At 65.7% G+C, this 23,513-nt stretch carries 21 protein-coding genes; 10 read left to right on the forward strand and 11 right to left on the reverse strand.

Annotated elements, in window-relative coordinates; genetic code table 11:
- Positions 1 to 93: 93 nt before the first annotated feature.
- From DLJ58_RS30685 to DLJ58_RS30715, 6 genes are read right to left on the reverse strand one after another with little or no spacing between them, the layout of a single operon-like run.
- On the reverse strand, positions 94 to 1,929 hold the full coding sequence (locus DLJ58_RS30685) for a type IV secretory system conjugative DNA transfer family protein (RefSeq protein WP_124861754.1): 1,836 nt from the start codon (positions 1,927 to 1,929) through the stop codon (positions 94 to 96).
- Positions 1,926 to 3,371, reverse strand: a complete 1,446-nt coding sequence (locus DLJ58_RS30690; protein WP_124861757.1) for a hypothetical protein — start codon at positions 3,369 to 3,371, stop codon at positions 1,926 to 1,928. The genes DLJ58_RS30685 and DLJ58_RS30690 overlap by 4 nt, the downstream gene beginning before the upstream one ends.
- A gap of 21 nt (positions 3,372 to 3,392) precedes the next feature.
- Positions 3,393 to 4,883, reverse strand: a complete 1,491-nt coding sequence (locus tag DLJ58_RS30695) for an SCO6880 family protein (RefSeq protein WP_124861760.1) — start codon at positions 4,881 to 4,883, stop codon at positions 3,393 to 3,395.
- Positions 4,880 to 6,328: a hypothetical protein gene (locus tag DLJ58_RS33940; protein ID WP_158629648.1), complete on the reverse strand. Its 1,449-nt coding sequence runs from the start codon at positions 6,326 to 6,328 to the stop codon at positions 4,880 to 4,882. The genes DLJ58_RS30695 and DLJ58_RS33940 overlap by 4 nt, the downstream gene beginning before the upstream one ends.
- A gap of 4 nt (positions 6,329 to 6,332) precedes the next feature.
- On the reverse strand, positions 6,333 to 7,076 hold the full coding sequence (locus DLJ58_RS30710) for a DUF8175 domain-containg protein (protein WP_124861771.1): 744 nt from the start codon (positions 7,074 to 7,076) through the stop codon (positions 6,333 to 6,335).
- Between the two features lie 3 nt (positions 7,077 to 7,079).
- Complete coding sequence (locus DLJ58_RS30715) at positions 7,080 to 7,376, reverse strand: hypothetical protein (protein WP_244219201.1); 297 nt, start codon at positions 7,374 to 7,376, stop codon at positions 7,080 to 7,082.
- A gap of 265 nt (positions 7,377 to 7,641) precedes the next feature.
- Between DLJ58_RS30715 and DLJ58_RS30720 the strand changes: the two genes are divergently transcribed.
- Positions 7,642 to 8,106, forward strand: a complete 465-nt coding sequence (locus DLJ58_RS30720; RefSeq protein ID WP_124861779.1) for a hypothetical protein — start codon at positions 7,642 to 7,644, stop codon at positions 8,104 to 8,106.
- Positions 8,107 to 8,144: 38 nt separating this feature from the next.
- On the forward strand, positions 8,145 to 9,161 hold the full coding sequence (locus tag DLJ58_RS30725) for a C40 family peptidase (RefSeq protein ID WP_244219202.1): 1,017 nt from the start codon (positions 8,145 to 8,147) through the stop codon (positions 9,159 to 9,161).
- Between the two features lie 62 nt (positions 9,162 to 9,223).
- Here DLJ58_RS30725 and DLJ58_RS30730 read toward each other — a convergent pair whose 3' ends face one another.
- The 5 genes from DLJ58_RS30730 to DLJ58_RS30750 all read right to left on the reverse strand — a co-directional run bounded on the left by DLJ58_RS30730 (position 9,224) and on the right by DLJ58_RS30750 (position 16,591).
- Positions 9,224 to 13,183 carry a hypothetical protein gene (locus DLJ58_RS30730; RefSeq protein WP_124861785.1) on the reverse strand — a complete coding sequence of 1,320 codons (3,960 nt, stop codon included), beginning with the start codon at positions 13,181 to 13,183 and terminating at the stop codon, positions 9,224 to 9,226.
- 219 nt (positions 13,184 to 13,402) lie between these two features.
- Entirely contained in the window at positions 13,403 to 14,263 is an 861-nt protein-coding gene (locus DLJ58_RS30735; RefSeq protein WP_124861789.1) for an oxygenase MpaB family protein, read from the reverse strand.
- Complete coding sequence (locus DLJ58_RS30740) at positions 14,260 to 15,498, reverse strand: MAB_1171c family putative transporter (RefSeq protein WP_124861792.1); 1,239 nt, start codon at positions 15,496 to 15,498, stop codon at positions 14,260 to 14,262. The genes DLJ58_RS30735 and DLJ58_RS30740 overlap by 4 nt, the downstream gene beginning before the upstream one ends.
- A gap of 8 nt (positions 15,499 to 15,506) precedes the next feature.
- The gene (locus DLJ58_RS30745) at positions 15,507 to 16,031 is read right to left on the reverse strand and encodes an ImmA/IrrE family metallo-endopeptidase (RefSeq protein WP_124861795.1); all 525 of its coding nucleotides are present in this window, start codon (positions 16,029 to 16,031) and stop codon (positions 15,507 to 15,509) included.
- A gap of 50 nt (positions 16,032 to 16,081) precedes the next feature.
- Positions 16,082 to 16,591, reverse strand: a complete 510-nt coding sequence (locus DLJ58_RS30750; RefSeq protein WP_124861798.1) for a hypothetical protein — start codon at positions 16,589 to 16,591, stop codon at positions 16,082 to 16,084.
- 581 nt (positions 16,592 to 17,172) lie between these two features.
- Between DLJ58_RS30750 and DLJ58_RS30755 the strand changes: the two genes are divergently transcribed.
- The 8 genes from DLJ58_RS30755 to DLJ58_RS30790 all read left to right on the forward strand — a co-directional run bounded on the left by DLJ58_RS30755 (position 17,173) and on the right by DLJ58_RS30790 (position 23,481).
- The gene (locus DLJ58_RS30755; protein WP_124861801.1) at positions 17,173 to 17,601 is read left to right on the forward strand and encodes a hypothetical protein; all 429 of its coding nucleotides are present in this window, start codon (positions 17,173 to 17,175) and stop codon (positions 17,599 to 17,601) included.
- A 14-nt stretch (positions 17,602 to 17,615) separates the two neighbouring features.
- Positions 17,616 to 18,485 (forward strand): hypothetical protein, encoded by an 870-nt coding sequence (locus DLJ58_RS30760; RefSeq protein WP_124861803.1) that lies wholly within the window; start codon positions 17,616 to 17,618, stop codon positions 18,483 to 18,485.
- Between the two features lie 104 nt (positions 18,486 to 18,589).
- The gene (locus tag DLJ58_RS30765; protein ID WP_158629649.1) at positions 18,590 to 19,162 is read left to right on the forward strand and encodes an SAF domain-containing protein; all 573 of its coding nucleotides are present in this window, start codon (positions 18,590 to 18,592) and stop codon (positions 19,160 to 19,162) included.
- 1 nt (position 19,163) lies between these two features.
- Positions 19,164 to 19,970, forward strand: coding sequence for a CpaE/TadZ family protein (locus DLJ58_RS30770; RefSeq protein WP_124861809.1), 807 nt, complete (start codon positions 19,164 to 19,166; stop codon positions 19,968 to 19,970).
- On the forward strand, positions 19,963 to 21,492 hold the full coding sequence (locus tag DLJ58_RS30775) for a TadA family conjugal transfer-associated ATPase (protein ID WP_124861812.1): 1,530 nt from the start codon (positions 19,963 to 19,965) through the stop codon (positions 21,490 to 21,492). Before DLJ58_RS30770 ends, DLJ58_RS30775 begins: the two co-directional genes overlap by 8 nt.
- Complete coding sequence (locus tag DLJ58_RS30780; protein ID WP_124861815.1) at positions 21,489 to 22,394, forward strand: type II secretion system F family protein; 906 nt, start codon at positions 21,489 to 21,491, stop codon at positions 22,392 to 22,394. The genes DLJ58_RS30775 and DLJ58_RS30780 overlap by 4 nt, the downstream gene beginning before the upstream one ends.
- Complete coding sequence (locus DLJ58_RS30785; protein ID WP_124861818.1) at positions 22,391 to 23,248, forward strand: type II secretion system F family protein; 858 nt, start codon at positions 22,391 to 22,393, stop codon at positions 23,246 to 23,248. The genes DLJ58_RS30780 and DLJ58_RS30785 overlap by 4 nt, the downstream gene beginning before the upstream one ends.
- A gap of 32 nt (positions 23,249 to 23,280) precedes the next feature.
- Complete coding sequence (locus tag DLJ58_RS30790; RefSeq protein ID WP_124861821.1) at positions 23,281 to 23,481, forward strand: hypothetical protein; 201 nt, start codon at positions 23,281 to 23,283, stop codon at positions 23,479 to 23,481.
- Positions 23,482 to 23,513: the final 32 nt, after the last annotated feature.

Below are 23,513 nucleotides of genomic sequence, written 5' to 3' on the forward strand. Positions count from 1 at the left end.
GCCGCTCGGGCTCAAGCCCAATGCCGCGTACAGGGGACGTCGTTTGCTTGAGTCGAGGTGCGCCATTGACTACCTCAGATATCCAAGCTAGCTTCAGCCGGCCCGTCCCCGCCAGGAGCGCTGGGTCAGGCGGTCCCGACGTGCGGCGCGGGTGCGCTGCGCCTGACGGGTCATCTCGGCGGTGGAGGCGGCGACGGCCGCGGTCAGTCGGTCGGCGCTCGGCTCGTCGTACCAGGGCAGCAGGTTGAGCATCGCCACCTTCACGCCGGTGGCGAACAACAACGCCGATCTCTTTGGCAGTGCCCGGATGTGCGCCGGGTCGAGGATCCGCTGCCGGCGCACCGATGTCTGGTACGAGGTATGGCCTTTGCCGTCTCGGGTGCGGGAGGCGACGGTAACGTCGTGTTCGCCGACGAGCCGGGACAGGTCCTCGGCGAACCGGGCGTCATCAATGCCTGCGCCGATCAGCTTGACCGTGGCCGCTGACCACAGTGCGTCCATGCCTCGCTCACCCCACACTCTGGTCCCTTGCCGGTAGGACTGCAGGATTGTCAGCGGGATGATGCCTCGGCTGCCGAGGTGGCTGTACAGCTCCGGCAGGTCTGCGATCTTGCAAATGTTCGCGGCCTCATCCAGGCAGGCGACCAGCGGCGGGTCGAGCCGGCCGCCGTGCGCCTCGGCGAGCGTCACTGCGGCCCGCAGCACCTGGTCGGTCAGACCAGCGACGAGCGGTGCCGCCGCTCCGGCGCCGTCTTTGGACAGCAGGTACAGGGTGTCGGCGCTCTCGACGAACGCTTCGACCTCCAGTGTCGGCAGTGGCAGGTCTGGTGGGGTGACCCAGGCCATGATGGTCGGGTTGGCCAGGCACGCTGCGGCGGTGCGGGCGGTTTCGTAGAGCCCTTCGCGAGTCTCCGGTGCGCCGGCCTGCCGGCCGGACATCGCCCGGGCGGAGGCACCGAAACCGTGGCTCTTGAGGATCGTCGCCGGCTCCCGCGAGGTGGAATCAGACAGCCACGCCTGGACCGAGGTCAGCGTGCGGCCCTCCAGCGCGGCGGCCAGGATGAGCGAGGTGAGCAGGTCCTGCGCTCCCTGAATCCAGAAGTCGTCGCTGCCTTGGGAGTTGCGGACCTGCTGGACAAAGTGGTTGGCCAGCCGGTGGGCGTCCTCGACGTCCTCGACTGAGGCCAGGGGGTTCCACCACCACCCCTGCGGCACGTGGGCGATGGACTGCGGGTCAAACACCCACACGCTGCCACGCTCGGCGCGAAGGGCAGCCGTCGTGGCCCACAGGTCGGGCTTGTTGCTGGTGGCGAGGGCCGCGCCCGGCGCGCCGAGGACGGACTGCACAGCCATTGCAGTCGTCTTTCCAGCGCGGGGCGCCATCACCGCGAGGATGACGTCCTCCCAGGAGGAGTAGAGCCGAGGACCTGAGCCGCGCCGCCGGCGATGCGCGCCGAGAACGACCCCAGCTGACTCGGCCGAGATCTCCCTCACCGCCGCATCCGCCAGGCCGCGCCGCAGGCGCCGAGCCTTGGCGGCGACCGCGGATAGCGTCATCGCCCGTACCTCGGCCGGGCCGGCGAGCGACGGCAGCGGGTCCTCGGCGTCGGGCTTGCGCCCCTGCCACCACATCGCCGTGAGAGTGATCAGGCAGACCAGCATCAGCAGCAACACCGCGAAGACCAGACCGACGACGGTGGGGGACGCCCCGGGCCACAACGCCGACCATTCGGTGCGTAGCAGGTACTCGAGGTACGCCGATCCGAAGCCGGGCCCAATGGCGGGCTGCCCGGTTACTGCAGCGGCGATCCATCCGGCCAGCCAGGACAGCCACATCAGGGCAATGACCGCCCACGCCAGCCCCAGCATCAGGAACGGGGTGAGCGGACCTCCGACACTGCCGCGCGGCTCGACGGGCCGGGTGTTCATGGCTGCACCTGCCGGATTGCTGCATCGGTGTCGTAGAGCTCCCACTCGTCACCGACCAGCGTCAGCGACACCGGTAGCCCGTTGCGCTCGCCCGTCTTGATCAGATACTTACCCCGGCCTGGGTGCACAGACCCGGCGAACCACGCTTCCGGCGCAGCCCAGGACGCCACTAGCTCCCGTTCGGGTCCCGACAGCTTGATCACCTCATTGACCCGGTTCAGTTCGCGGGGCGGTAGCCCGGCCAGGATCTTGATGGCGGAGCGTTCGATGAAGCCCTGTGCCTTGGCCCGATCTTCGGGCGTGGGTAGAGCGTCTAGGTCGGCGAGGGAGTGGGTGACCATCACGCTGGCCATGCCGCGTTGCCGGTTGAGTCGGGTGAGCGCGTCGGCGTGCTCGACGAGGCCGGATGCGCCGCGCAGGGCTCGCCACAGTTCGTCCATGACGCCGAGGTACTGCCGGCGCGGTGCGAGGCCCTGGTCGGCAAGCACGGACGCGGCGTCGACCATGCCGAAGCCGTACGCCCAGGTGCACAGCATGGCGGCGGCCACCAGTTGGTCCCCGGCAGCGGCGACCTGGGAGATGTCGACGCTGACGGCCGGCGCGTCCAGGTCCAAGGGCTTGGTCGTCGGGCCGTCGAACACCCCGCGCAGGCTGCCCTCGCACAGCAGCGCCAGGGTAGGCACGAGCTGGTCGACGCGGCGCCGGTACTCGCCGTCGGTGCGGGCCCGGGCTGCGGTGAGTAGCTCGTCGGCGCCGGCTTCGACCAGGCTCAGCACGTCCGGCACCGTGGGGTCCCGGTCAAGGCGCTCGGCGAGTACGTCGATCGCCCGCCCCAGGATGATTTCCTCGGTGTTGTTGAGCGCCTGCCCTCGCACCAGGGCACATAACGCCAGCAGCAGCGACATGCGCCGGCCCCGGATTTCGAGGCGCAGTTGCCGGGCCTCGGTGCTGTCCATCCGGGCGAGCGCGCTGCCAAGAGGGCCGGAGTCGAGTGGGTTGAGCCGGTCGAGGCCGCGGCCCACGCGGATGACCTGTCCGCCGAGGTGCTCGACAAGCCGGGTGTAGTCCGGCTTGGTGTCGCCGAGGATCAGGGCGCTGGTACCGAATCCGGTCATGCCGGTGATGAGCCGCTTGACCACGGTGGACTTGCCGACGCCGGGTTGGCCGAGGACGAATACGCCGGGGTTGGTGATGAGGCCTTCGCGGAGCCATTCGAGGGGGTCGAGGCAGACGACCTCGCCCCAGAGCATGTGCCGTCCGATCGGTACGCCGATCGTGGGTGCCCCGGATCCGGCGACGAAAGGAAACAGCCCGCACAGCTGGACGGTGGTGCCCTGGTACTCCATTCCGGGGGAGATGTGGCTGGCTCGGCCAGCGCCGGGTGTCCGTACACCCCATGCTGGCGCCGGCGCGACCGCGTCTGCGGCGGCGGTGCTCTTCATTGATCGCTCCTGCTCTTGAGGTCAGCGGGGCCAGTGACGCGCCAGCTGCGGCGGGCAAACGCCGCAGGGCAGGGTCGTGGCGAAGCCGGCAGCCTGGCTAGCGCGCAGCTGCCGTAGCCGGATCTTGGCTACGTCGGCGCGGGACTCGACATCGGCGATGGCCCGGCCCAGGTCGTCGGCGCAGACGACGGTGGTGGTGACGAACAGCGACATCAGGCCCACCCCGGACCCGGTTGCCTCTTCCCGCGCGGTCTGCAGGGCCCGTTCCCGATCGGCGTGGTCCCGAGCGGACTCGTCGCGCTTCTGCGCCCGGTTGTACGCCGCCCGGAACGCCGCGGCGTTGACCTCGCTCTCCACGATCCGCGCGGCCTCCCCGGCTGGGAAAGGCCGATACAGCAGCGAAACCCTCTTCGGGTACGGGCCGGGTGCCAGCAGCCGCGCCAGGACGTCGGCGTGCACGTGCTGGCGCGGTGCCTCATGCCACGCCCACGACACTGACGTGCCGGAGTCGTGCACGTACCGGTCGAGGTGCTCCTCAGCCATCACCGGCCCGGCGCTGTCCCAGTCCAGCCACCGGGTCAGATTCAGGCCGGGAGTCGCCGCCAGGCGGGCCACATCTCCTCGGCTGGCCGGGTCGAAGGCCGTCCGCACAACGGCCGAGATGGCCTCCGCGCTGGCCCGGCCGAGAACGGTGAGGCCGCAGCTGCCCAGCGAGTCCTGCAGACCCGGCAAGGTCCGGCTGATCTCCTCCAGGGCCTCGTTCTCGTTCTTGGGTTTGCTGGGGGAAGCGCCGGGCTTGAAGGTCACAGACACCCGAGTTTCCACGTCGGCGGCAGCCGCCGGGGACACCTCCACCAGCCGTTGCAGTACTCGCCGGGCGGAAGCCGGCCCGTGGGGGACGATCCGTCGGCTGACGTGGTCGGCCAACCGGGAGCCGGGGTCCGGGGCGGTGTCCACGGTGATGGTGACGTGGTCGACGATCGGCAGATAGCCCAGGTTCGCCAACCAGCCACCCCAGTTGGCCACCCACGCGGCGCTCGCGTCCGGATCGGCCAACCACGTCGACGTCGCCGCGCAGCGCAGCGTCACCGTCATGGTGCCCAACCGGCGGTTGTAGACCACCCCGTACCCGTCGGCACCCTCGTCCTCGACGGTCAGCAGGCTGGTCGGCGCGAGTACGCCCGGCAGCTGCCAGGCGTGCTCGCCGGCCACCATCACCCCGGAGCGGTACGAGGTGTAGCCGCGGCTGGTGCCGATCAGCCATCGCACTCGCTGTGCGATTCCGGCTGACAGCGGCACCCCGTCCCACCGCAGGACCAACAGCACCACGAGCAGCACACAGGGACCGGCGGAGACGGCCAGCGCCCGCAGTCCCATCGATCCGGAGACGATCAGCACGGTGATCGCCGCCAGGACGACGAAGGTCTGCGTCGGTCCGAGGCCGAACAGGCCCATGCCCCGCGCCCGCCGCCAACCCCCGTAGGTACGTATCTGCGCCTGGTTGCTGCTCATGACGGCGTGATCCCGTCCCGCATCGCGGAGTTTGCCGTGTTCGCCCCTGCTTTCGCTGCGCTAGCTGCGGCCTGCGCGGCCACGACGGCGCCGATGACAACCGGTGCCGCCGGTCCGGTCGCAGCTCCTGCCGCCCCGGCCGCTGCCGTGCCACCTCCAGCCGCCGCGCCACCAGCAGCTGCCGCGCTCCCACCGGCGGACGCGGTAGCGCCGGATCCAGCCGGCACGGCGGTTGTCGCTGTTACCGGACCCCAATTGCCGCCGGCGGTGGCGCTACCGTTGATCACGGTCGGCGTGCTACCGGTTGTGCCCCCACCGGACCCACCCGTCGGCGAGGGCGCGGAGGGAGTCGGCATGGCGCCGGTCGGGCCGTTGCCGCTGCCGTTACCAGGTCCCCGTGAGTCCATGTAGCGGGCGTGGTCGCCGGCACTGTGACCACCGACCGCCCCACGTACCGAAGACGCGGCGTGCAGGCCTGCGGCCGCGCCAGCGCCGGCCATGCCGAGGCCTCCGCCTCCGGAGGCGACGCCGCCGGTGAAGACAGTGAAGAACTTCATCAGCGCGGGTAGGGCGATCACCGACAGGGCCAGCATCCCGAGACCCATCAGCCAGTCCCGCCCGTTACCGCGCATCATCATGAACGAAGTGGCGTACACCGATACCGCCGCCGGCTTGTACAGCGCGAGCGCGAGCGTCCATCCGAGGGTCTTGTGCAGCCACTGGCCGGTACCTCGGGTGATGGAGCCTGCCGCCGCCAGCTGCAGCAGTCCGGCGAGGATCACCACGGCGCCTTCGCGGAAGACCATCAGAATCGTCTGCACCACGGCGGCGAGGATGACGAACACGCCGACCAGGATCATCACGAATGGGGCAACCGACGCGCCGGGAAGCAGCAGCGCGCCGAGCGCTGCGCTCATCGCCTCGTTGGGTGGCTTGTTGGATTCCTTGAAGATCGCCTCGTTCAGCAGCCACATTGAGTAGCTGTCCCCGGCCTCTAGGACCAGGTGGGTGCCGGCGACGCCGACGCTGCCCCACAGGGCGGTGTTCCAGACTCCCCGGACCGCTTGCAGAAGCGGCGCCCCCTTTCGGCTGATAACGATGGTGATGCCCTGCCACAACAACCCGCCGACCAGGACCAGGATCGTGATCGGCAGCATGAACCCGCGCAGCTGCTGCGCTGGCCCGGCCGCCCCGTTGCACTGGGCCATCCAGTCGGTGGCCCACTGACCCGGGTCGGACCCGCTGGTCGGGCACAGGTTGTTCGATGGGATGAGCGTCCAACTGGTTAGCAGGCCGGCGACCCACTGGATGGCGTCTTTCACCGCGCTGGCCAGCCCGTCGAGGATCGTGTTGACCATCGAGTCGCGAGCCTCGATGCCGGTGTTGATTCCACCGACGATGACGCCGCTGCAGGTCGCGGGCATGAAGGGGTTACAGATTGGCATGAGGTCACCTACCTGCGCTGAAGGGAAGGAACATGGAGGTGTAGGGATCCAGAACGACGGTCACGGCCTGGTCGAACGTCCCACCAGCGGGTGCCAGCAGCGCCCAGTCCGAGTCCGTCCAGCGCACACGCACCTCGGTGCTCACCATCAGCGAGCTACCCGAGCCGCCCGATGCTTCCGTCAGCAGGCGTAGGGCGACCTCGTCGTCGGTGTAGCTGACGATTCGGTAGCCGAGCAAGGTGGCGTTCAGGCGTCCGACGGGCTGCCCGTCCGCCACGCCCACCTGGCCGCGCAGCTCGTCGTACGCCTGCGCGACCTGGGCCCGCATCGCGGCCGCGTCGGCTCCAATTACCTGGGTACGCAGCGTGGGGCCGAACACGGCCGGCCCGACCTGCGGGTTGACGCGCACGACAATGTGTACGGCGGCCAGCACCGCGCCGCCAGGATCGTGTGCGAACCCGCGAGCCCGCCCCTCGCTGGAGTTGCGAGGGCCGGATTGCGCCGATACGGGCACCGAGACTCCCGCGACGTCGGCCCAGCCCAAGTCATTCGGCAGGAATGCTTGCCCATCGGTGGTCTCGGGGCGGACCAGCACCGGACCTAAGGTCGAGGTGACAGGACGATCCGGGCCGCCGCCGAACACCACCGTTACGGCTGCGGCGCCTAGCACCGCCGCAGCGGTCAAACACAGGGCGGTAGTCCGGCGGCGTGTGGTGCGGCGGGCGCGAGTAATGACGTCGTAGGTCATGACTCAGCTCGGCAGTACTGCGCCGACGACCACGGCCGCGACTGCGCCGCACGTGAGTCCAGCCAGCACCCACGGGATGCCAGCTGCCCCATCGGCTGCAAAGGCCGATCGGTTGCGGCGCCCGACAGCCATCATGATCCCGCAGACAAGCAGGCCGCCGACGCCAGCGACGATGAGGATCCACTTCATCCAGCCGATGAAGAGATTCCCGGTTGCCTCAAGTCCGGGCGGGGCGGCCGGCGGGGGAGTAGGCGCGGCCAGGGCGTCGAGCGCAGCCCCAGCGAGGTAGTGAGCGAACACAGCAGTCTCCCGAAGGTCACGATGCCCTCGGTTGGGCATCTGCCCTGGACCTTCGCCGGCTGGGGCTGACGGCAGAGTTGACGCTGGTATTGCTGGCACCGTTACCGCCGCTACCAGCGACGACTGGCAGCGGTAACGGCCTTGGCAACGCGGCACCGTCGTGGCCATGAATGCGCGAACTCGAGCAGCAGCGGCGCTCACCCTGACGTTGGCCGTTACCGGTTGCACCGGCGGCGGACAGCCAGCGCCGACGGTGCCAAGCACAATGGTTCTCAATTCGGCAGACGTCGCCGCCCCAGTTCCACCGCCTAGACAGCCGGGCTTCGCACACGCCGATCCCGGCGAGGTGTGCCACCGGTTCACCGCGGCCCTCTACAGCGCCGACACCCGGCGGGATGCCGGACCGGACGACGCCTACGAGCGCGCCATCCGCTACGTCAGCAGCGCCCTGGCCGGACAAAGCCCGGCCGCCGGGAGGGACGGCCGCTGGGCGACCTGGGCCGAACACCGGGCGTACGTCGACACGATCGTGGAACCCTTCGTCGACGCGCTGCAGCCAGCAGACACCGCGATCACCGCACGGCGCGCCGTCCGGGTGAGCGCGACTCCCCGGGGCGAAGACGGCTGGACGGAGTACAGCCTGGTCGACTGCAGCCTTCGTCGCGGCGGCCCGGACGGATCTGGCTGGCGGGTCGTTGGGTACGAGATCCGCCAGGCAGGTCTGCGATGAGCCGGCGGTGGCCGATCCTCGCCGGAGGACTCGCCGTTGTGGTCCTGGCGCCGCTTGCGCTGATCGTGTTCGTTGCTTTCGCGGTGATCGGAGCGAGTCCGGCGATGGGGTGCACCATCGGTCCGCCCAGCGTTTCGCCCGGCGCTCCTGCCGCACAAACGGGCTGGCCCGGTCAGGGCTCCTGGACCTCAGAGCAGGTCAGCAACGCGGCCGTCATCGTCTCCGTCGGCGCCGAGCTGCACATACCGCGCTACGGCTGGGAGATCGCCGTGGCCACCGCGATGCAGGAGTCCACCCTGCGCAACCTCGGCCACCTCGGCGAGGACAACGACCACGACTCGCTCGGGCTGTTCCAGCAGCGACCCAGCCAGGGCTGGGGCACCCCAGAGCAGATTCTTGACCCCCGCTACGCCGCCCGGAAGTTCTACGAGCGACTGGTCAAGGTCCACGGCTGGCAGACCATGCCGCTCACCCAGGCCGCGCAGGCCGTGCAGCGGTCGGCGTTCCCCGACGCGTACGCGAAGTGGCAGCCCGAGGCTCAGCAGTTGGTGGCCCTGATCAGCGACGGCTTGAACATCGTCTGCACCAGCGACGGCGGGGACGGACTCCCGCCCCTGGACGACGCCGGCCTTCCCGACGGGTACATACTGCCGTCCGATCCGCAGCTGCGGGCGGTCGTCTCCTTCGCCCTTGCGCAGCGTGGCAAGCCCTACGTCTGGGGCGCTGAAGGGCCGGACAGCTACGACTGCTCCGGCCTGATGATGGCCTCTTGGGCTAAAGGCGGCGTGCCGATCCCTCGGGTTACCGCCGACCAGGTGCACACCGGTGTCGACGTCCCCTCGCTGGCGGCGATGCGGCCAGCTGACTTGATCTTCATCCCCGGCTCGGACGGCACGATGACTCGACCTGGTCACGTCGGGATGTACATCGGTACTGACCGTTTTGGTCGGCAGTACCTCGTTCAGGCACCCTCAACCGGCGACGTTATTAAGGTCGTTCCGGTCAGCTACTGGAGCCGGCAGGTGGCCGTTATCCGGAGGCCAATTTCGCGATGAAGTATGCCTAAGCCGCACTGTCGCTAATCTAGTCAGGTTGTCCTGACGGCCTGATGCTGCGATTACTCCATATAGGTCTTTCTGGTTGGCAGTCCACCCCCCGACGTTCGAGGCTCTGCTAGCAAGTTTTGCACCACTGACCGAGATGTGACGTCGCCATTGCAGGAGTGCGAAAGCCACCGTTGCGCGAGATCCCCCAACTCATCCCGCTGCACCTCAATATGCCACAAAGCGCCAAAAATTAAATGCCATGCTTCATGAGAAAGTTGGTGACGAATGCATTCCATGCCTAGCGAGAAAAGCTGTTGAGAATGCCTGTCTTCCTTCAATAGTGTATGCCAGACAGAATGCCATGACCGCCGTTCTTGATGACTATTGAGCCAATCCATGGCGCCGTCACGAAGTATTGGGCGGTCTAAGTCGCACAACCAACCGATTCGCCAAAGAGTGGTCCAGTTGACGTCGTCTTGCGAAAGTTCGTTCAGCCGGGTGACGGCAACTTCGTGGAGCTCCGCCACCACCTTCCCGTGATCAAGATTTGCCAAGGCAACCTCCTGCCACTGCTTGTTAATCGGCGCGACAGAAAGCCACTCGATTGCCGCGATCGACAGGCGCTCTCGATCCTCTGGGCACCACGCCCACAAGCTACGCCACACCCGAGGCCACCGGCTTGAAATTGGCTTCTCTCGAATCGAGGCGAAGTTGTGTAGCTGACTCCAGGCGACGGCATTCAATGGTTCAGAAAAATTGTCTTCTTCCAACAACTTAACCCAGACATGGTGCCAACCATGTCTGTCCAATCCGTAGGATTGCAGCCAGGCGGAGGCTAGTTCGACAAGTTCGGAAGTTGCCCAATCGACCTTCCGCAGCTCGTCCCAGAGGTGTGGCCACCTTTCGTGCCCGGGGTTCAGCTGGATCCAGGCTAGGGCCAACGGTTGAAGTTGATCGCCACGACGACCGGTTTTCCATAGGGCTTCCCAAACATGTGGCCACAATGTGTGCGATGTGCCATTGGGCAGCCATCTATAGCCCTCGTCAGAGAGTTGTGGTACTGACTCACCGGACTTCCAAAGCAGTCTCCACAGCCCCGGCCATTCCGGGGAGTAGTTGCGGCGGGTGAGCCAGTCGAGACCTTGAGGTCCAATGGCCTCCCTGTAGAAGTTCCACCGCCACAGGGCCTTCCAGGCCCGTGGCCAGGCAGAATGGTCGTGATGACCATCAAGCCACGCCAGGCCGATCTCGGCAAGCTCACGTGAACGGTCATGAGCCTTCCAAACAGCCTCCCAGACGTACGGCCACGAGGCGTGGTTGCTTGACGCTTCAAGCAGCCAACGCAGCCCCAGATCACTCCGCCCGTACTGGGAAACCAACACTGTTACTACATCACTCTGATCTCCTGCGCCCACCGTTAGCCACCCAGAGGCCAGCCGATGCATCTCATCGTTTGGTGAAACGAGCCCTAGTAGGGGCTCGAGAACGAAATTAGCCGTAGGTTCTAGAAAGTGGCGTTGCAGCCAAAGGCGTGCAACATTAAGAATGTCTTGGTCGTGATCGCCGGTTACTGTTTGTAGATGAAGCAAGTGGGCGAGGACAAAGACAACTTCGCGCCGTAGCCTGTGGGCTCGCAACCACTGCATTGCCTGCGGCCGGTAGAGGGTGTAATCGCGTTCGAGAAGACGTATCGCCACTTCGCCCCATTGCGAAGTCGGCGCGGCCGTGGTTAACAGCGAAGCAGAAAGGCTAACAAGCTTCTCATCTTCCGGTAAGTGCTTCAAGGCGGCCGAGAGTAGATCGCCAGCAATATTCTTGATGACGTTAGTTGACTTAGCCCAGAATTCGATAAGACTATTAAGTCGTGGATCGCGGAGCTTTTTAACTGCGTCTATTGCAACAAAATGCCATTCCCGCCAATCCGCTTTTTGTTCGAGCAAATCTATAATCGCTTGTGCCGCACCCTCGGACTGCCTGTAGTGCTGCAGCAGCTTGTGGCAAGTTAGCCGGAGGCCTGTGGTGTCGGCCCCGACCTTGGTGCCGTTAATGTAGGAAAGGGTCCTTGGCAGGGGGTGCGGTTTCCACTCAATTGTGGGAAGTGCGGCGGCTAACTCCAGCCATACCGGGAGTTCGGCAAGCGGCATTGTATCTGCAGCTATGCGTTCGCGGTACGTCTGAAGGAGTATCTCTGCAATGCTGTCCTTCGATACTCTCGCTCCTAAGTCACCTGTAACGTCTGCCAAAACTCGGGAGAGAGCCCAAAGCGGCGCGGTCCGTGTCGCAGGATCCTCGCCGTAAAGGTTGCAATCTGAAATTACTCGGAGTAGGTGGTTCTTTCGCGTATTGGTGCTGGCGCTCTCCGGAAACCAAGCATCGTATATTAGGTTCGCAATGTGAGGGTGAGTCAGCCATACGCCTTGCCGTGAACCTTGGCCGCGAATTTCTAGGTGCTCTTGTTCTTGCAATTTGGCTAGTGCATCTCGCTGCTCTGCAGGCAATGCGCTTTCGAAAGCTCGAGTCGGATATCCAGAGTAAAGGCGATTGATTGCCAGCACCTTGGTGACTGCGGCGATGATTCTATTCTGCGAGTCCATCGCAAGGAGACGGTCCCGGAGTCTGGCAGCGAATTCCTTGAGCGACGTCTTGTGGTGCCATTCAAAGAAGAGTTGTACGAGTAGGATATTTGGTTCAGATACCGGCACGATCTTCGTATTTGTTCTACGGGTAAACCATGAACCTAAGACTTCGTAGTCTGCTGCGGACTCCTTCTCTAGCAGGCTTTGAGTGACCGTGACGTCATCGGCGAAATCTCGACTAAGTTGCTCGGCCTGCTCGGTCGGGCCACAACAGACGAGTAGCGGCAGTCGTTCTCCTTCTCCGCTATGCCGCAGATCATCGACTATCGCGATAGCCTTTTGCCAATGAGCCGTAACCTCGGCAGAGGAAGTGTGGTAAGGATCGTCGATAGCTAGAATGGAAAGAAGATGCGAGTCTGGATCGCCGCGCTCCGCTTGCTCTACCCATTCTATGCCGCGAGCAAGAAGGCTGGGACTATTCCCAAGCCATACCACTCGTGCCATTGCACCAGAATGTAGATCTGCTAGCAGCTGAAGCAAAAGTATGCTCTTCCCGGAACCCGACCGTCCGCCTATCCAGAAAATAGGTAGTCTTACTGTATTGTCTACGAAAGCCGGTTGCGAATCTAGCCAGACTAGGAAGTCTTGCTTGACTCGATCCAGAATCTCAGGTCTTGATGCAAAGTAGCCGTCGCGGAGGTGGTAGAGCCTCGGCTGTTGGCCAGTTAGATACTCGCCGGGTTCTATCCTGGCAGGCTGGACATACTCGTCTTGCCACAGGCGAATATCTGCTCTTCTGGTGGTCCTACTGCTACCTAATTCTACTAGTTCACTCCAGATATCACGGGCGGCCAGCGAAAATCCATCCTCACTTTCGCTTGACTCTAGTAGGCGCGCAAGCCACCTGCGGACAAGTGCGACGGGATTTGAGGCGCTCAGCTTGTTATGTAAGATTGCGTGCAATTCACGGGCCGGGTCACTAACCGTCGTTATTTGAACCGCTCTTGCAAATGACCGTAGCGTGACTGAATCGCAATCTGAACGTTCAGGGTTGTTAATCCACCTGTCTATTGTCGCTTTTGCGTCTCCTAGATCGGATGTGGACGCTTGGATTTCGAATCGTAGGCGTGGTTGCAGGTTCGGGAATTCGTTGGCGAGGAGATAGATCTCCCAAAGCTGATCAAGGGCCGCGCGGACCGACTGGTTGGTGTGTCGGCGTTTAATCTGCACTGTGACCACGGCGTCGTCTTTGGCGATGCGTAGGTCTGAGAGGCACTCAGCTATGACTGATTCGGAGCTCGCGCCTGGGTCTTCGATGAACCTGGAGACTGTGCTCAAGAGGGTTGAGTGGAATTGATAGTGGAACCCAGAAATTGCATGGCGGCCGCCATTTGCTCGTCTTGGACTGACGCGCTTCCATTTGCTCTCAAGCTTGCGCAGATCCTCAAGCATCATTCACCGATTCTGGCTCGCCTCACAGTGCTGGAGTGGCACGCTTCATCGACGATGCAGCGAGCAGGTCTCTGAATTCTGACGCGCCGCTGGTATTGTCTCGAATCATGCCGCAACGCGCAAGAAGCGCGTCGTCCCTTTAGTTCGCCCGCTGGTCCGGCACCGGTGGATGGCCTCTTTGATTTGTCGGAACAGCCGGTCGAAGGTCTGCGGCGCGGCGTGCTACTCATGCACGTGGCCGTGCTGCGGACCAAGCTGGCTGACCTCGTACCCATTGGGGTAGCTCTTGGCTCTGATCCCGTCGGCGAACAACGCCGTCGTCCTTGGCGCTCCAACCCACCGCTGCAGCCGCGAGCGCATCTTCAGCGCCACATGGAGACCAGCCCGGACTGGCCACGCCGGCGCGTCAACACGCATCGCGCGCCGCAGCGGCGCGTCGTACATGGCGCTAACCAGCGAGTTCCCCAGCGGTGCGAGCATCTGTGGGATCCGGGTGAGCATCAGCATCCGGGTGGCTCGCTCGATGACCGCCGCGTCGTCGTTGGGCTGCAGGTGAGCGGCGTCGTAGGCGTCGAACCAGGTCTCGAACTCTGCGTACGACCCGAGGATGTCCGTGACACCCATCCGCCGGCCGAGCTCCCGGTAGAACAGGTACGTGGCCTGCAGCTCGTGGCAGCAGGGTTGGCGCCAGCCGTACTCCTGCAACCACCGCGTCGGAATCACCACTAGGCAGCCGAGGACGTAGAGGAAGTCTTCGTTGCTGATTTCGTATGGCCGGTGGATCTGGTTGACGCGCCGCAGCGCGTCTCGGCCACGAGGCTGCTCGAAGCCGTTGAGCACCATCTCGTACATCAGGAGGCCGGTGTCGTCGATCCGCTTCTGGGTGCGTTCGGTCAGCTCACCGGTGGCCGTGTGTACGGCCGCGATGGCGGGGATCGAGAAGGACCGGTTGAAGGCGAGGTTGAGCCCGAGCTTCATGTCCCAAGGGAACTCGTAGCGCAGCATGGTCTGGTAGATGTCCAGGTAGTCGCGCTCTGGGTCCAGAGAACGGATACGGGCCAGGTTCGCATAGCGGCCTCTCATCGGAGGGCGTCTCCTGCCGCGGATTGCGGGGTGCCCTGAGCGCTGAGCTCTCCGGTCGCGGCGAGCGTCTGGGCCACCACCGGCGAGTGGGCGTAGGCGTCGGTGACGAGAATCAGCCACGCGACTTCGCCGGCGTAGCCACCGTCCGGGCGGTGCAGCTCGTCTGCGGGTTGCGGGACCGCGGCCACGAGACCGGCGCCATGTCGACGCAAAGCGCAGGCAAGGTGTGCGGCCTCGACGGCTGCCTGCCGCTCCTCGGTGGTCAGCCCGGCCTGCTCGGCGAGCTGTCCGGCCAATGCCGTCACACTGACATCCGTGTAGGGGCGCAGCGCCAGGCGCCCGTCGCGGATCTCGGCCACCCGACGGGTCAGCGCGTAGTCGATGTCGCCGACGGCCACCAAGCGCTGGCGCAGGGTGGGGTCGAGTTCAAGCTCGGGAAGTGCCGCGATGAGGTCCCGCCACAGTGGTTCGAGTCGTCGGTAGGAGTGGTAGTCCTCCCACCGACGGGTAATCCTCAGGGTCGGTCCCCAGGCGGGCATGGTGAGGCCGATCGTGATGAGCAACGCGCCGATGGTCACCAGGACAGCGGCAATCTGTCGCTCGCCAGTTGGTTGATAGCCGGCCCAGTAGGCGATGAGATACGCGATCTTGTTGGTGCTGTAGAGCAGCGCGAAGGCGGCGCCCACTGCGGTGATGCGGAGGCCGCGGCGCAGCCATGGTCGCCCGCAGATCTTCGCAAAGCTCCAGCACAGCCGGGTGATGTCGAAGCAGTACGCGAAAAAGCCGAGCAATAGGAAGATCAGCAGGTAGGCGGTCACAACGGGGTCAGTCGCGTACTCGACCGTCAGGAGGACCGGGTCGTCGTACGTGAGGGTGTACACGAACAGGCCGACCATCACGAGAAATGCGCACGCGGTGACCCAGATCCATCGGCGGGCACGGGCAGCGGCCGTCGCCGGGGGAAGTGCGAAGTGGAGGAGCATGATTTCGGCGTTCGCCGAGATGGTCAAGGCGCCGGCGTGGGACATGACTTTGGCCAGGTTGGGCAGGCCCGACACCTGGTCGATCGCGGTTGCGACGGCCGGGATGGCGAACGAGATACCCGCGGCGAACGCCCCGAGGCCTAGACAAATCGCGCGCCGCGCCTGACTGGGATGCCGTCGCTGGAGTCGCACCATATATCCGCACGCGATCCAACCAGCCACCGCGCACAGGGTGTAAAGGACCGTGTCCATCGCGGCGGCTACCTGTGGGGGTGTTCGAGGGAGTGCCGCAGCCGGCCGTACAGCTCGGCGTGCTGGTCGTCGAGCGGTTCGTCGTCCACGTCGCTGTGGCCGCCACGGAGTCGCCGGAGGAGTAGCGAGCCGATCATCTCGGCTTCGCGTTCCTCGGCCGCTGCGTAGTTGCTGCGGCCGAGGCTGCGCTGGACCAACTGCGGGTCCAGGTCCGGCAGCAACAGCCGAGAGGCGTCCGCATCCAGGACTTCGGTTGCCCGGTGGCCGGCGAGCAGGTGACCCAACTCATGACCGATGATCAACTGTTGGTGCAGAGGTGAGGTGTCCTGCTCGAAGAAGATCGCGTCGAAGTCGCCGGTTGGCACGCACATCCCGCAGACGGTGTGTGCCGGCAGCTTGATCGGCACCAGGTGGATGGGCCGGCCACGCCGTTCACCGAGGACGTCGCAGAGCTTCTGGATGTCGAACGGCTCCGGCACCTCAAGGTCGGCAACGATTTGTTCGCAGTGCTTACGTAATCGGTGCAACTTCACGTCAGCGTTCCCCCGCTCGTCGGCGTACTGCCACCGAAGTACTTGCACGGCTATCTGCGATCGTCGGGCGCGGAACTCCCACTGCCCTCGGCCACGGCCCGCAGTCGGGCCACCATCTGCTCAATGAGCTGCGTGTCCGTCGCGGAGAGTCCGTTGTCGGCAAGCACCTGTCGCAGCGCCACCTGCTTGACGTCCATCCGACGCAGCTCGCTGAGCAGCGTGATCTGGTCTTGTATCCGTCGTGCTGCCGCGTCGTCCACGAAGTAGCCCGAATTCACACCGAACGCGGCAGCCAGCGCCCGCACGTGTGAGGTGCGGGGATCGTTGGCCACCCCCCGGCGCAACTCTCCAATGTAGGCGGCGCTGATCGTCACGCCCGTTTCGGTGGCCGCTTCGTTGATCTTGTCGGCGATCTCTCTGTTGGTGTACTTACGCCCAGGCTCGTCGGAGTCACTGAGCTCGTCGGGGGTGGGGCGAATCTTGTCGAACAGGTACTCCACCCTTGCTGCCAGCGTGTCGAGGGGTGGCAGCTCCTGCTCTGCGTACCGATCGTCAACCATGATGCTTCACCCTCCAGCGACCTAAACAACAGTGTCGCATGTGTATGTGCCAACGAAACAGATGTTGACACGCACACGGAACGTGAGCGTATGCTCGCTCCTGTTTGGAGCAACGCGTGTTGAGCGAGAATCCAATCCGCTCAACGCCCGTTGCGTGGCGGACGAGTTGAGGTCCGACCACCCGTACTGGGGGGAGCCATCAGTGGGAGGAATCAGCTCCGACAGGAGCGCAACGGGGGGACTCCTCCTGCAGCACTCGATGCCGCACTGGGTTGCTGGCGGAGGTGACCATCTCTGCCCGGCCGCTGCTTACAGGAGGGGGCCGCTGGGCCGCCCAGGCAGGGAAACGCTACCTGCCAGCGGCCCAGCGACAGCGGCACATGGCTGCGATCTCTCCATCAGCCGGAGGAGGCATCACCTTGATCTCAACGGCTAGCAAGGCCAGGGACGTAGCCATGCCTTATTGCGCCATCGGATTCACTGCAGCCCTCACAGTCTTCTTGACCGGCTGCGGAAACGACATCCCTGCGGTCGCCCCCAGCCCCACCGCGACATCGTCCTCGGCGCCAACGTCCTCGGCGGTGAACGGCGAGGGTGCCGAAGCTGGCGCGGACGCGCTGGCGGCTTATCGAAACTACGTACGGACCTACGTCGCCGCCTCAAACAAGGGTGACTACAACGCCAAGCTCGACAAGTTCGTGGCAGACCCGGCATTGCTGACGGTGCGCCAGGACCTGCTGATCAAGTTTCAGCAGGGGCTCGTCACCAAAGGGCAACCAGCCTCCACGCCGGTCGTGAGCAAGGTCGACACCACCCAACGTCCTTTCACCGCTGAAGTCGAGGACTGCTTCGACACCGGCAAGTGGGACGTGGTCTCCAAGAAGACCGGCAAGTCCGTGCGGACCACGGGCCAGGCAACAAGGTACGTGGTGATCGCAAAGGCAGAGCTGTTCGACGACGGCCAATGGCGTGTCCGAGAGGTAAGCGCCCAACGGGAGAGGCCATGTTGACTCGAAGGGTGCTCGTGGCTGCCGTCCTGATTCTGTCGCTGGGCGGCGGCAGCCTCATCGCGCCAGGAGCGGCGTACGCCGACTACGAGCACTGCGATGCCTTAGGCAACTGCTACTGGGTTGTCGAGAAGCCCGGCGCCGGAGGCGGCGGAAATGGCGGTGGGGGCAACAGCAGTGGTGGTGGCACCGGTCGAGGCTGCAGCTACGAGGGCCAAACCGTGCCGTGCGTGGTCGATGGACTCGGCGTTTGGGACGGATCCTGCTACGTCAGCCGAGTTCCCCCACCGCCAGGCGGCCGGACCGATGGCTACTGGAGCATCCGTACGTGCGGCGTCTACGGGGGTGTCGCCTCGCAGACGCCGGCGACCTGGTCGGCAGACCCGCCCGCTGGAATTCTGCCGTCTTACCAGGAGCTCGCTGAACGAGCCATCGCTCAGATGAAACTCGACGGGCCGAGCATCGGAATCGCCCCGCAGATCGACGGCACTGGTCTGGTCGGACTGCCGATCTGGCTCTGGAACAAGGTGAGCCCCAGCACGTGGGGACCCATCACGCGGACTGCGGCTGTACCGGGACGTTCGGTCACCGCCACCGCCACCGCGCAAAAGATCGTCTGGACCATGGGCGACGGCAGCTCCGTCACCTGCACCACGCCCGGCACCCCCTATCAGCCCTCATACGGCAACAAAAAATCGCCGGACTGCGGCTACAGCGGCTACTCCCAGCCGAGCAGCACTCAGGCCGAAGGCCGATACACCGTCACGGCCACCACGTCGTGGCTGGTCACGTGGAGTGGTGGGGGCGGGACCACCGGATCTCAGACCGTCGACCTTTCCTCCACGGCCACGATCGACATCGACGAACTGCAGGTGATCACGTCATGACGACCGTACCAACCAAGTCCTCCCGCGCCGCCTCGCCGGTTGCTGCACCGTACGCCGTTCCCCGCGTCGCACCGCAACGCCGCTGGCGGCCAGCACTCGTCTGGTTGGCGGTAGCGCTTGTCGCTGCCGGTGGGCTGATCGCTGCTGCGGTACTGCGCAAGGTCGGCACCACCGCCGAGTACCTGGCAGTGAGCAGTGCGGTCGAGGTTGGCTCAACTATCGATCGGTCGGATCTCAGTACGGTACGCATCACCGTCGACCTCGTGCTCAAACCGATCAGGGCCGACGCCGCCGACGAGGTCGTCGGCAAGTTCGCGGCGGTCGGGCTGGTGCCCGGCACCTTGCTGACCAGGGGACAGCTCACCGACACCGCCGTACCGAACGAGGGTGAGCAGCTGGTGGGACTCAGCCTGCCGCAGGAGCGCATGCCCGCTGAGAGGGTGAAGCCCGGTGCCCGAGTGCTGCTCGTCGTCACCGCGGACGATGGTCCGGTTTCGAACCAGCAGCAGACGACGGCAGCACCGATGAGCATCAAGGCCACCGTGGTGGACGTGCGCGCTGGGGTCAAAGAGGGCACAAGGCTCCTCAACGTCGCTGTCCCCGAACGCGATGGACCGCTCGTTGCCTCCCGTGCGGCCGCCGGCCGAATCGTCGTCGCGCTGACCACGGGGAGCTGACGTGGCCATCATCGCGATGGTTTCGGCCAAGGCCTCACCCGGCGTCACCACCACCGCATTGGCGTGCGCCCTGTCCTGGCAAGGACGCACCGTTCTGGTCGAATGCGACCCGGCTGGCGGCAGCGTCCTGAGCGGCTACCTGTCCCGACTTGAGATTCCACCCATCGGCCTTCTGCCGCTGGCAGCAGCCGCCCTACGCGACCAGCTCGCCGAGACTTTTGCCCACCAGCTCATCGACCTAGACGCGAAGGATCCGGGTAAGCGGTTCGTCCTACCCGGCATCAACGATTCGGTCCAGGCGGGCACTATCCGGCCGACCTGGGAGCCGCTGACCGCGTTCTTCGGCCAGTTGGAGCACCGTGAGCCCGGCTACGACGTCATCGCTGACTGCGGGCGACTTGCCACCAGCGCTCCGCCGTGGCCGCTGCTGTTCCGTGCCGACCTGCTGCTGCTCGTGGTGCGCGCGGCGACCCTGCGGACCATCGCGCCGGCCGTGGGCGCGGCAGAGATGCTCCGGCGGGAACTGACGCAGTACGGCCAAGGGCCCGGAGCACTCGCTCTGGCCCTGATCGGCGATGGCCCCTACAGCCGACGGGACATCGAGCAGCGACTGCAGCTGCCCACCGCGATCGAGCTCCCCGACGACCGGCGTACGGCCGAGGTGTTGAGCGACGGCGGTGGTCGACTGCGAGGCAGTGAGCGATTGCTCCGGGCCGCTGCCAGTGCAGAGCCGGCGGTACGCGACGCGATTGCTCGGCGGCGCGCCCACCTGGCACCTAAGTCGTCGAGGGGGAGTAGTCGTGCCTGATGAGCGTCCAGCCAGCGGTCCGACGTGGCCGGCAGCGGTCGACCGCGTCGCCACGAACGGCCACCGCTGGCCGGGGAACGGCACTGCGGCCGCCTATAGGTCAGCACCCGAACTGCCCGCCGCAGCCGCACACCCTCCGGCGCCAGTGAGCATCGATTACGCGGCGGTACGACAGCTACGCGCCCGCGTCAGCACGGAACTAACCGCGGCACTCAGGGAGACACCCAACGTCTCCACCGCCCACCGCCACGCGGAAGCGGAGCGCATCGCCGCTCGACTGGTACGCGAGCACGTCGACGCCCTGCACCAGGCAGGGCAACCGATCCTGCAGGCGGAAGAAGACGCCCTGCTCGACGCGGTCGCGGCCGACATGTTCGGCCTCGGCCGCCTACAGCAGCTGCTCGATCGTCCGGACATTGTCAACATCCACATCCTCGGGTGCGACAACGTGCGGATCGAGCACATCGACGGACGGATCACTGTCGGCGAGCCGGTCGCCGAGACCGACAAAGAGCTGATCGACATGTTCCAAGTCCTCGCGATGCGCGCCGGCGCCACCGAGCGCTCACTGTCATCGACCAAGCCATGGCTGGACATGCAACTGCCCGACGGTAGCCGCCTCACCGTGCTGATGCAGGTGTCGGTGCGTCCCTACGCGGCCATCCGCCGGCACACCCTCATGGATATCAGCCTGGAGGACCTCCGCGACCGGTACGGCGCCATGGATGACCTGATCTGCCACTTCCTCAAGGCTGCCATGGCCTCCGGTCTCAACATCATGGTGGCCGGACTGGCCGATGCTGGAAAGACCACCCTGCTACGGGGACTGGCCCGCGAGATCCCAGACCGGGAGCAGTTCGTCACCCTGGAGGAGTCCCGCGAGCTCGGTCTGCATACCACCGGACGACACCGGTGGGCGATGAGTCTCGAGTCCCGAGAAGGCCATGGATCCCGCGGAGCCGACGGTCGCCCCGCCGGCGAAGTCACGATCATGGACATGATTCCGCTGACCCTCCGGATGTCCGTGCAGCGAATCATCGTCGGCGAGGTCCGGTCCCGGGAGATCGTGCCGATGCTGCAGGCCATGGCCACCAGCAAGGGCTCCCTCTGCACGATTCACGCCCGGCACCCGCGGGCCGTGATGGACCGCGTCATCGAACTGGCGTTGCAGCACGGGCCCGAGATGACCGCCGAACTGGCACGGCGGATGGCCGGCGGCGCGATCGACCTCATTGTGTACGTCAACGTCGACGACGAGACCAAGCTCGGCGGGCGCAAGCACCGCTACATCTCGGAAGTCCTTGAGGTGGGCGGGATGAGTGGTGACCAGCTCGTCACCACCCAGATCTTCGGGCCGGGAACGGACGGAAGAGCCGTACCCCGGCATCTGCCGGAGCGGTTGCTCGAACCCCTGCTGCGTGTCGGTTACGACCCGCGTCAACTGACCGCCTACATCCGGCAGGGGGAGCACAACCACGGCGCGTGGAGCGCCCGTCTCGACACCCTCAACAGGCAGCCATGAGCATCCTCGACCTCTCCGCTGTGCTGGCAGGCATGCTCGCTGTCTCCGGTGCGGTTTTCGGTGTTCTCGGAGTCGTGGGGACAACCCGTCCGCCCCGGCCTCCCTCGGCACTGCAACAGCAGGCCCGTCGCTGGTTGACCGGGCCCGGACGCACGCGTCGGGAGCAACGCACCCACCAGATCAAGGTGGGTACGACGATCGGTGCCGGCGCCCTGACCTGGCTGCTGACCGGCTGGCCCGCCGCCGGAATGATCATCGGCATTGCCGTTCCCGGGATACCGTGGCTCTTCGCCGCCGGCCGGGCCGAGAAACTGGCCATCGCCCGGCTCGAAGCCGTAGAAGCCTGGACCCGCCGGTTGGCCGACATCGTCGCCCGGGGAATCGGCCTGCAGCAGGCCGTAGTCGCCACCGCCGCGACGGCACCGCAGCTCATTGAGCAGGAGGTCCGCGACTTGGCGGCGCGTCTGCAGGGCAGCGCCGACCCGATCGCCGCCCTTCAGCAGATGGCCGAGGACCTCAACGACTACACCGCTGACCAGGTCATCGCCCCGCTGATGCTCCACGTCACCGACCGCGGCGAGGGTCTGCACGAGGTGTTGACGGGGATCAGCCGGTCCATCGCCGCAGAGATCGAGATGCGCTCGACGGTGGATGCGAAACGCGAGGGTCCGCGCTTCGCGGTTCGATTCCTGACCGGCATGACCATCCTGCTGCTGGCGTACGGGGTGATCAACCCGCACTACCTGCAGCCCTACGGCAGTGTGCTCGGGCAGCTCGTGCTGCTCTTCCTCGCCGGCCTGTACGTCGTGCTGATGAGCTCGGTACGCAAGCTCAGCCTGCCGCCCAAGCGAGAAAGGCTTCTTCCACCGGTCGAGGTGCAGACCTTGGCGGTGGCAGCATGAACAACGGCTACCTCACCGCCATGGTCCTTGCTGGCGCGATGGCTGGGCTCGGGGTGTTCCTGCTGGTCGTACAGCTGATTCCGGCTCCGCCGGCGTTGGGTCCCGCGCTTCGGCGGCTTCATCCGCTGAGCACCGCGAGCAACGCTCCGGCCGGCATCAGCTGGCTCCGACGGCGGTTCACGGTGCCTCACTCCGACTTGAGGCTGCTGGACCGCAGCACCGACCAGTACTTCCTCACCCTGGGCCTGTCGGCACTGCTCTGCCTGATCCTGCCCGCCCTGATCACCATCGCCGTCGCGGCGCTGTCTTTGCCGATCCCGGTCTTCATTCCCGTGGGCGCGACGATCGCCGCTGCCGCGGCCGGCGCGGTGCTGGCCCACCGAGAAGTCGTCTCCAAGGCCGGGGTCGCACGGGCGGAGTTCACCCGGGCCATGTGCACCTACCTCGACCTCGCCGCACATCAGGTTCTGGGTGGCCATGGCCCGGTGGAGTCGCTGGACCGCGCGGCCAGCGTCTGCCACGGCTGGGTCTTCGCTCGTGTCCGAGAAGCTTTGCTCAGCGCCCAGCTGCAGCTGCGGCCGCCTTGGGACGAGCTGAAGGTCCTCGCTCGCGACATTGATGTCGTCGAGTTGGGCGATCTGGCCGACATCATGCGCACCGCTGGCAGCGAAGGCGCCAACGTCCACCAGACGCTCCGAGCCCGCGCCGACTCGATGCGAGATCGGATTCGTACCGAGGCCCTCGCCCAGGCTGAGCTGCGGACCAACAAGCTCGACATCCCTGCCTCGGCGCTGATCCTCGTGCTCCTCGTCCTCATCGGCTACCCGTTCATGGCCCGACTGTTCGTCCGCTGACCCCGACACCACCCCTCACGGAAGGAGCCGCCATGCTCACCATCCACGGCGTCACCACCTACTTGGTGACTCGCTGGCAGGACATGACCGATCCGACCCAGACCGACCGCGGCGACAGCCCAGTCGGTACCGCCGTCATCACCGCGATCCTCGTCGCTGGTGCCATAGTCGTCGCCGGGGGGATCGTCGCCGTCGCCACTGGCTGGGTCGATCTCATCCCAACTCAGCCGTGACCCGGGCGCAGCCCAGCTTCTGCCCGCGCCCC

The sequence above is a fragment of the Micromonospora arida genome, from assembly GCF_003857035.1.
Taxonomy (GTDB): Bacteria; Actinomycetota; Actinomycetes; order Mycobacteriales; family Micromonosporaceae; genus Micromonospora; species Micromonospora arida.

What these genes read in the sequence shown, in the direction of transcription:
- DLJ58_RS33940 (WP_158629648.1), bottom strand. Translation starts at nt 6,328, where the DNA reads ATGCCAATCTGTAACCCCTTCATGCCCGCGACCTGCAGCGGCGTCATC.
- DLJ58_RS30685 (WP_124861754.1), bottom strand. Translation starts at nt 1,929, where the DNA reads ATGAACACCCGGCCCGTCGAGCCGCGCGGCAGTGTCGGAGGTCCGCTC.
- DLJ58_RS30720 (WP_124861779.1), top strand. Translation starts at nt 7,642, where the DNA reads ATGGTTCTCAATTCGGCAGACGTCGCCGCCCCAGTTCCACCGCCTAGA.
- DLJ58_RS30690 (WP_124861757.1), bottom strand. Translation starts at nt 3,371, where the DNA reads ATGAAGAGCACCGCCGCCGCAGACGCGGTCGCGCCGGCGCCAGCATGG.
- DLJ58_RS30710 (WP_124861771.1), bottom strand. Translation starts at nt 7,076, where the DNA reads ATGACCTACGACGTCATTACTCGCGCCCGCCGCACCACACGCCGCCGG.
- DLJ58_RS30780 (WP_124861815.1), top strand. Translation starts at nt 21,489, where the DNA reads ATGAGCATCCTCGACCTCTCCGCTGTGCTGGCAGGCATGCTCGCTGTC.
- DLJ58_RS30695 (WP_124861760.1), bottom strand. Translation starts at nt 4,883, where the DNA reads ATGAGCAGCAACCAGGCGCAGATACGTACCTACGGGGGTTGGCGGCGG.
- DLJ58_RS30730 (WP_124861785.1), bottom strand. Translation starts at nt 13,183, where the DNA reads ATGATGCTTGAGGATCTGCGCAAGCTTGAGAGCAAATGGAAGCGCGTC.
- DLJ58_RS30740 (WP_124861792.1), bottom strand. Translation starts at nt 15,498, where the DNA reads ATGGACACGGTCCTTTACACCCTGTGCGCGGTGGCTGGTTGGATCGCG.
- DLJ58_RS30790 (WP_124861821.1), top strand. Translation starts at nt 23,281, where the DNA reads ATGCTCACCATCCACGGCGTCACCACCTACTTGGTGACTCGCTGGCAG.
- DLJ58_RS30735 (WP_124861789.1), bottom strand. Translation starts at nt 14,263, where the DNA reads ATGAGAGGCCGCTATGCGAACCTGGCCCGTATCCGTTCTCTGGACCCA.
- DLJ58_RS30785 (WP_124861818.1), top strand. Translation starts at nt 22,391, where the DNA reads ATGAACAACGGCTACCTCACCGCCATGGTCCTTGCTGGCGCGATGGCT.
- DLJ58_RS30750 (WP_124861798.1), bottom strand. Translation starts at nt 16,591, where the DNA reads ATGGTTGACGATCGGTACGCAGAGCAGGAGCTGCCACCCCTCGACACG.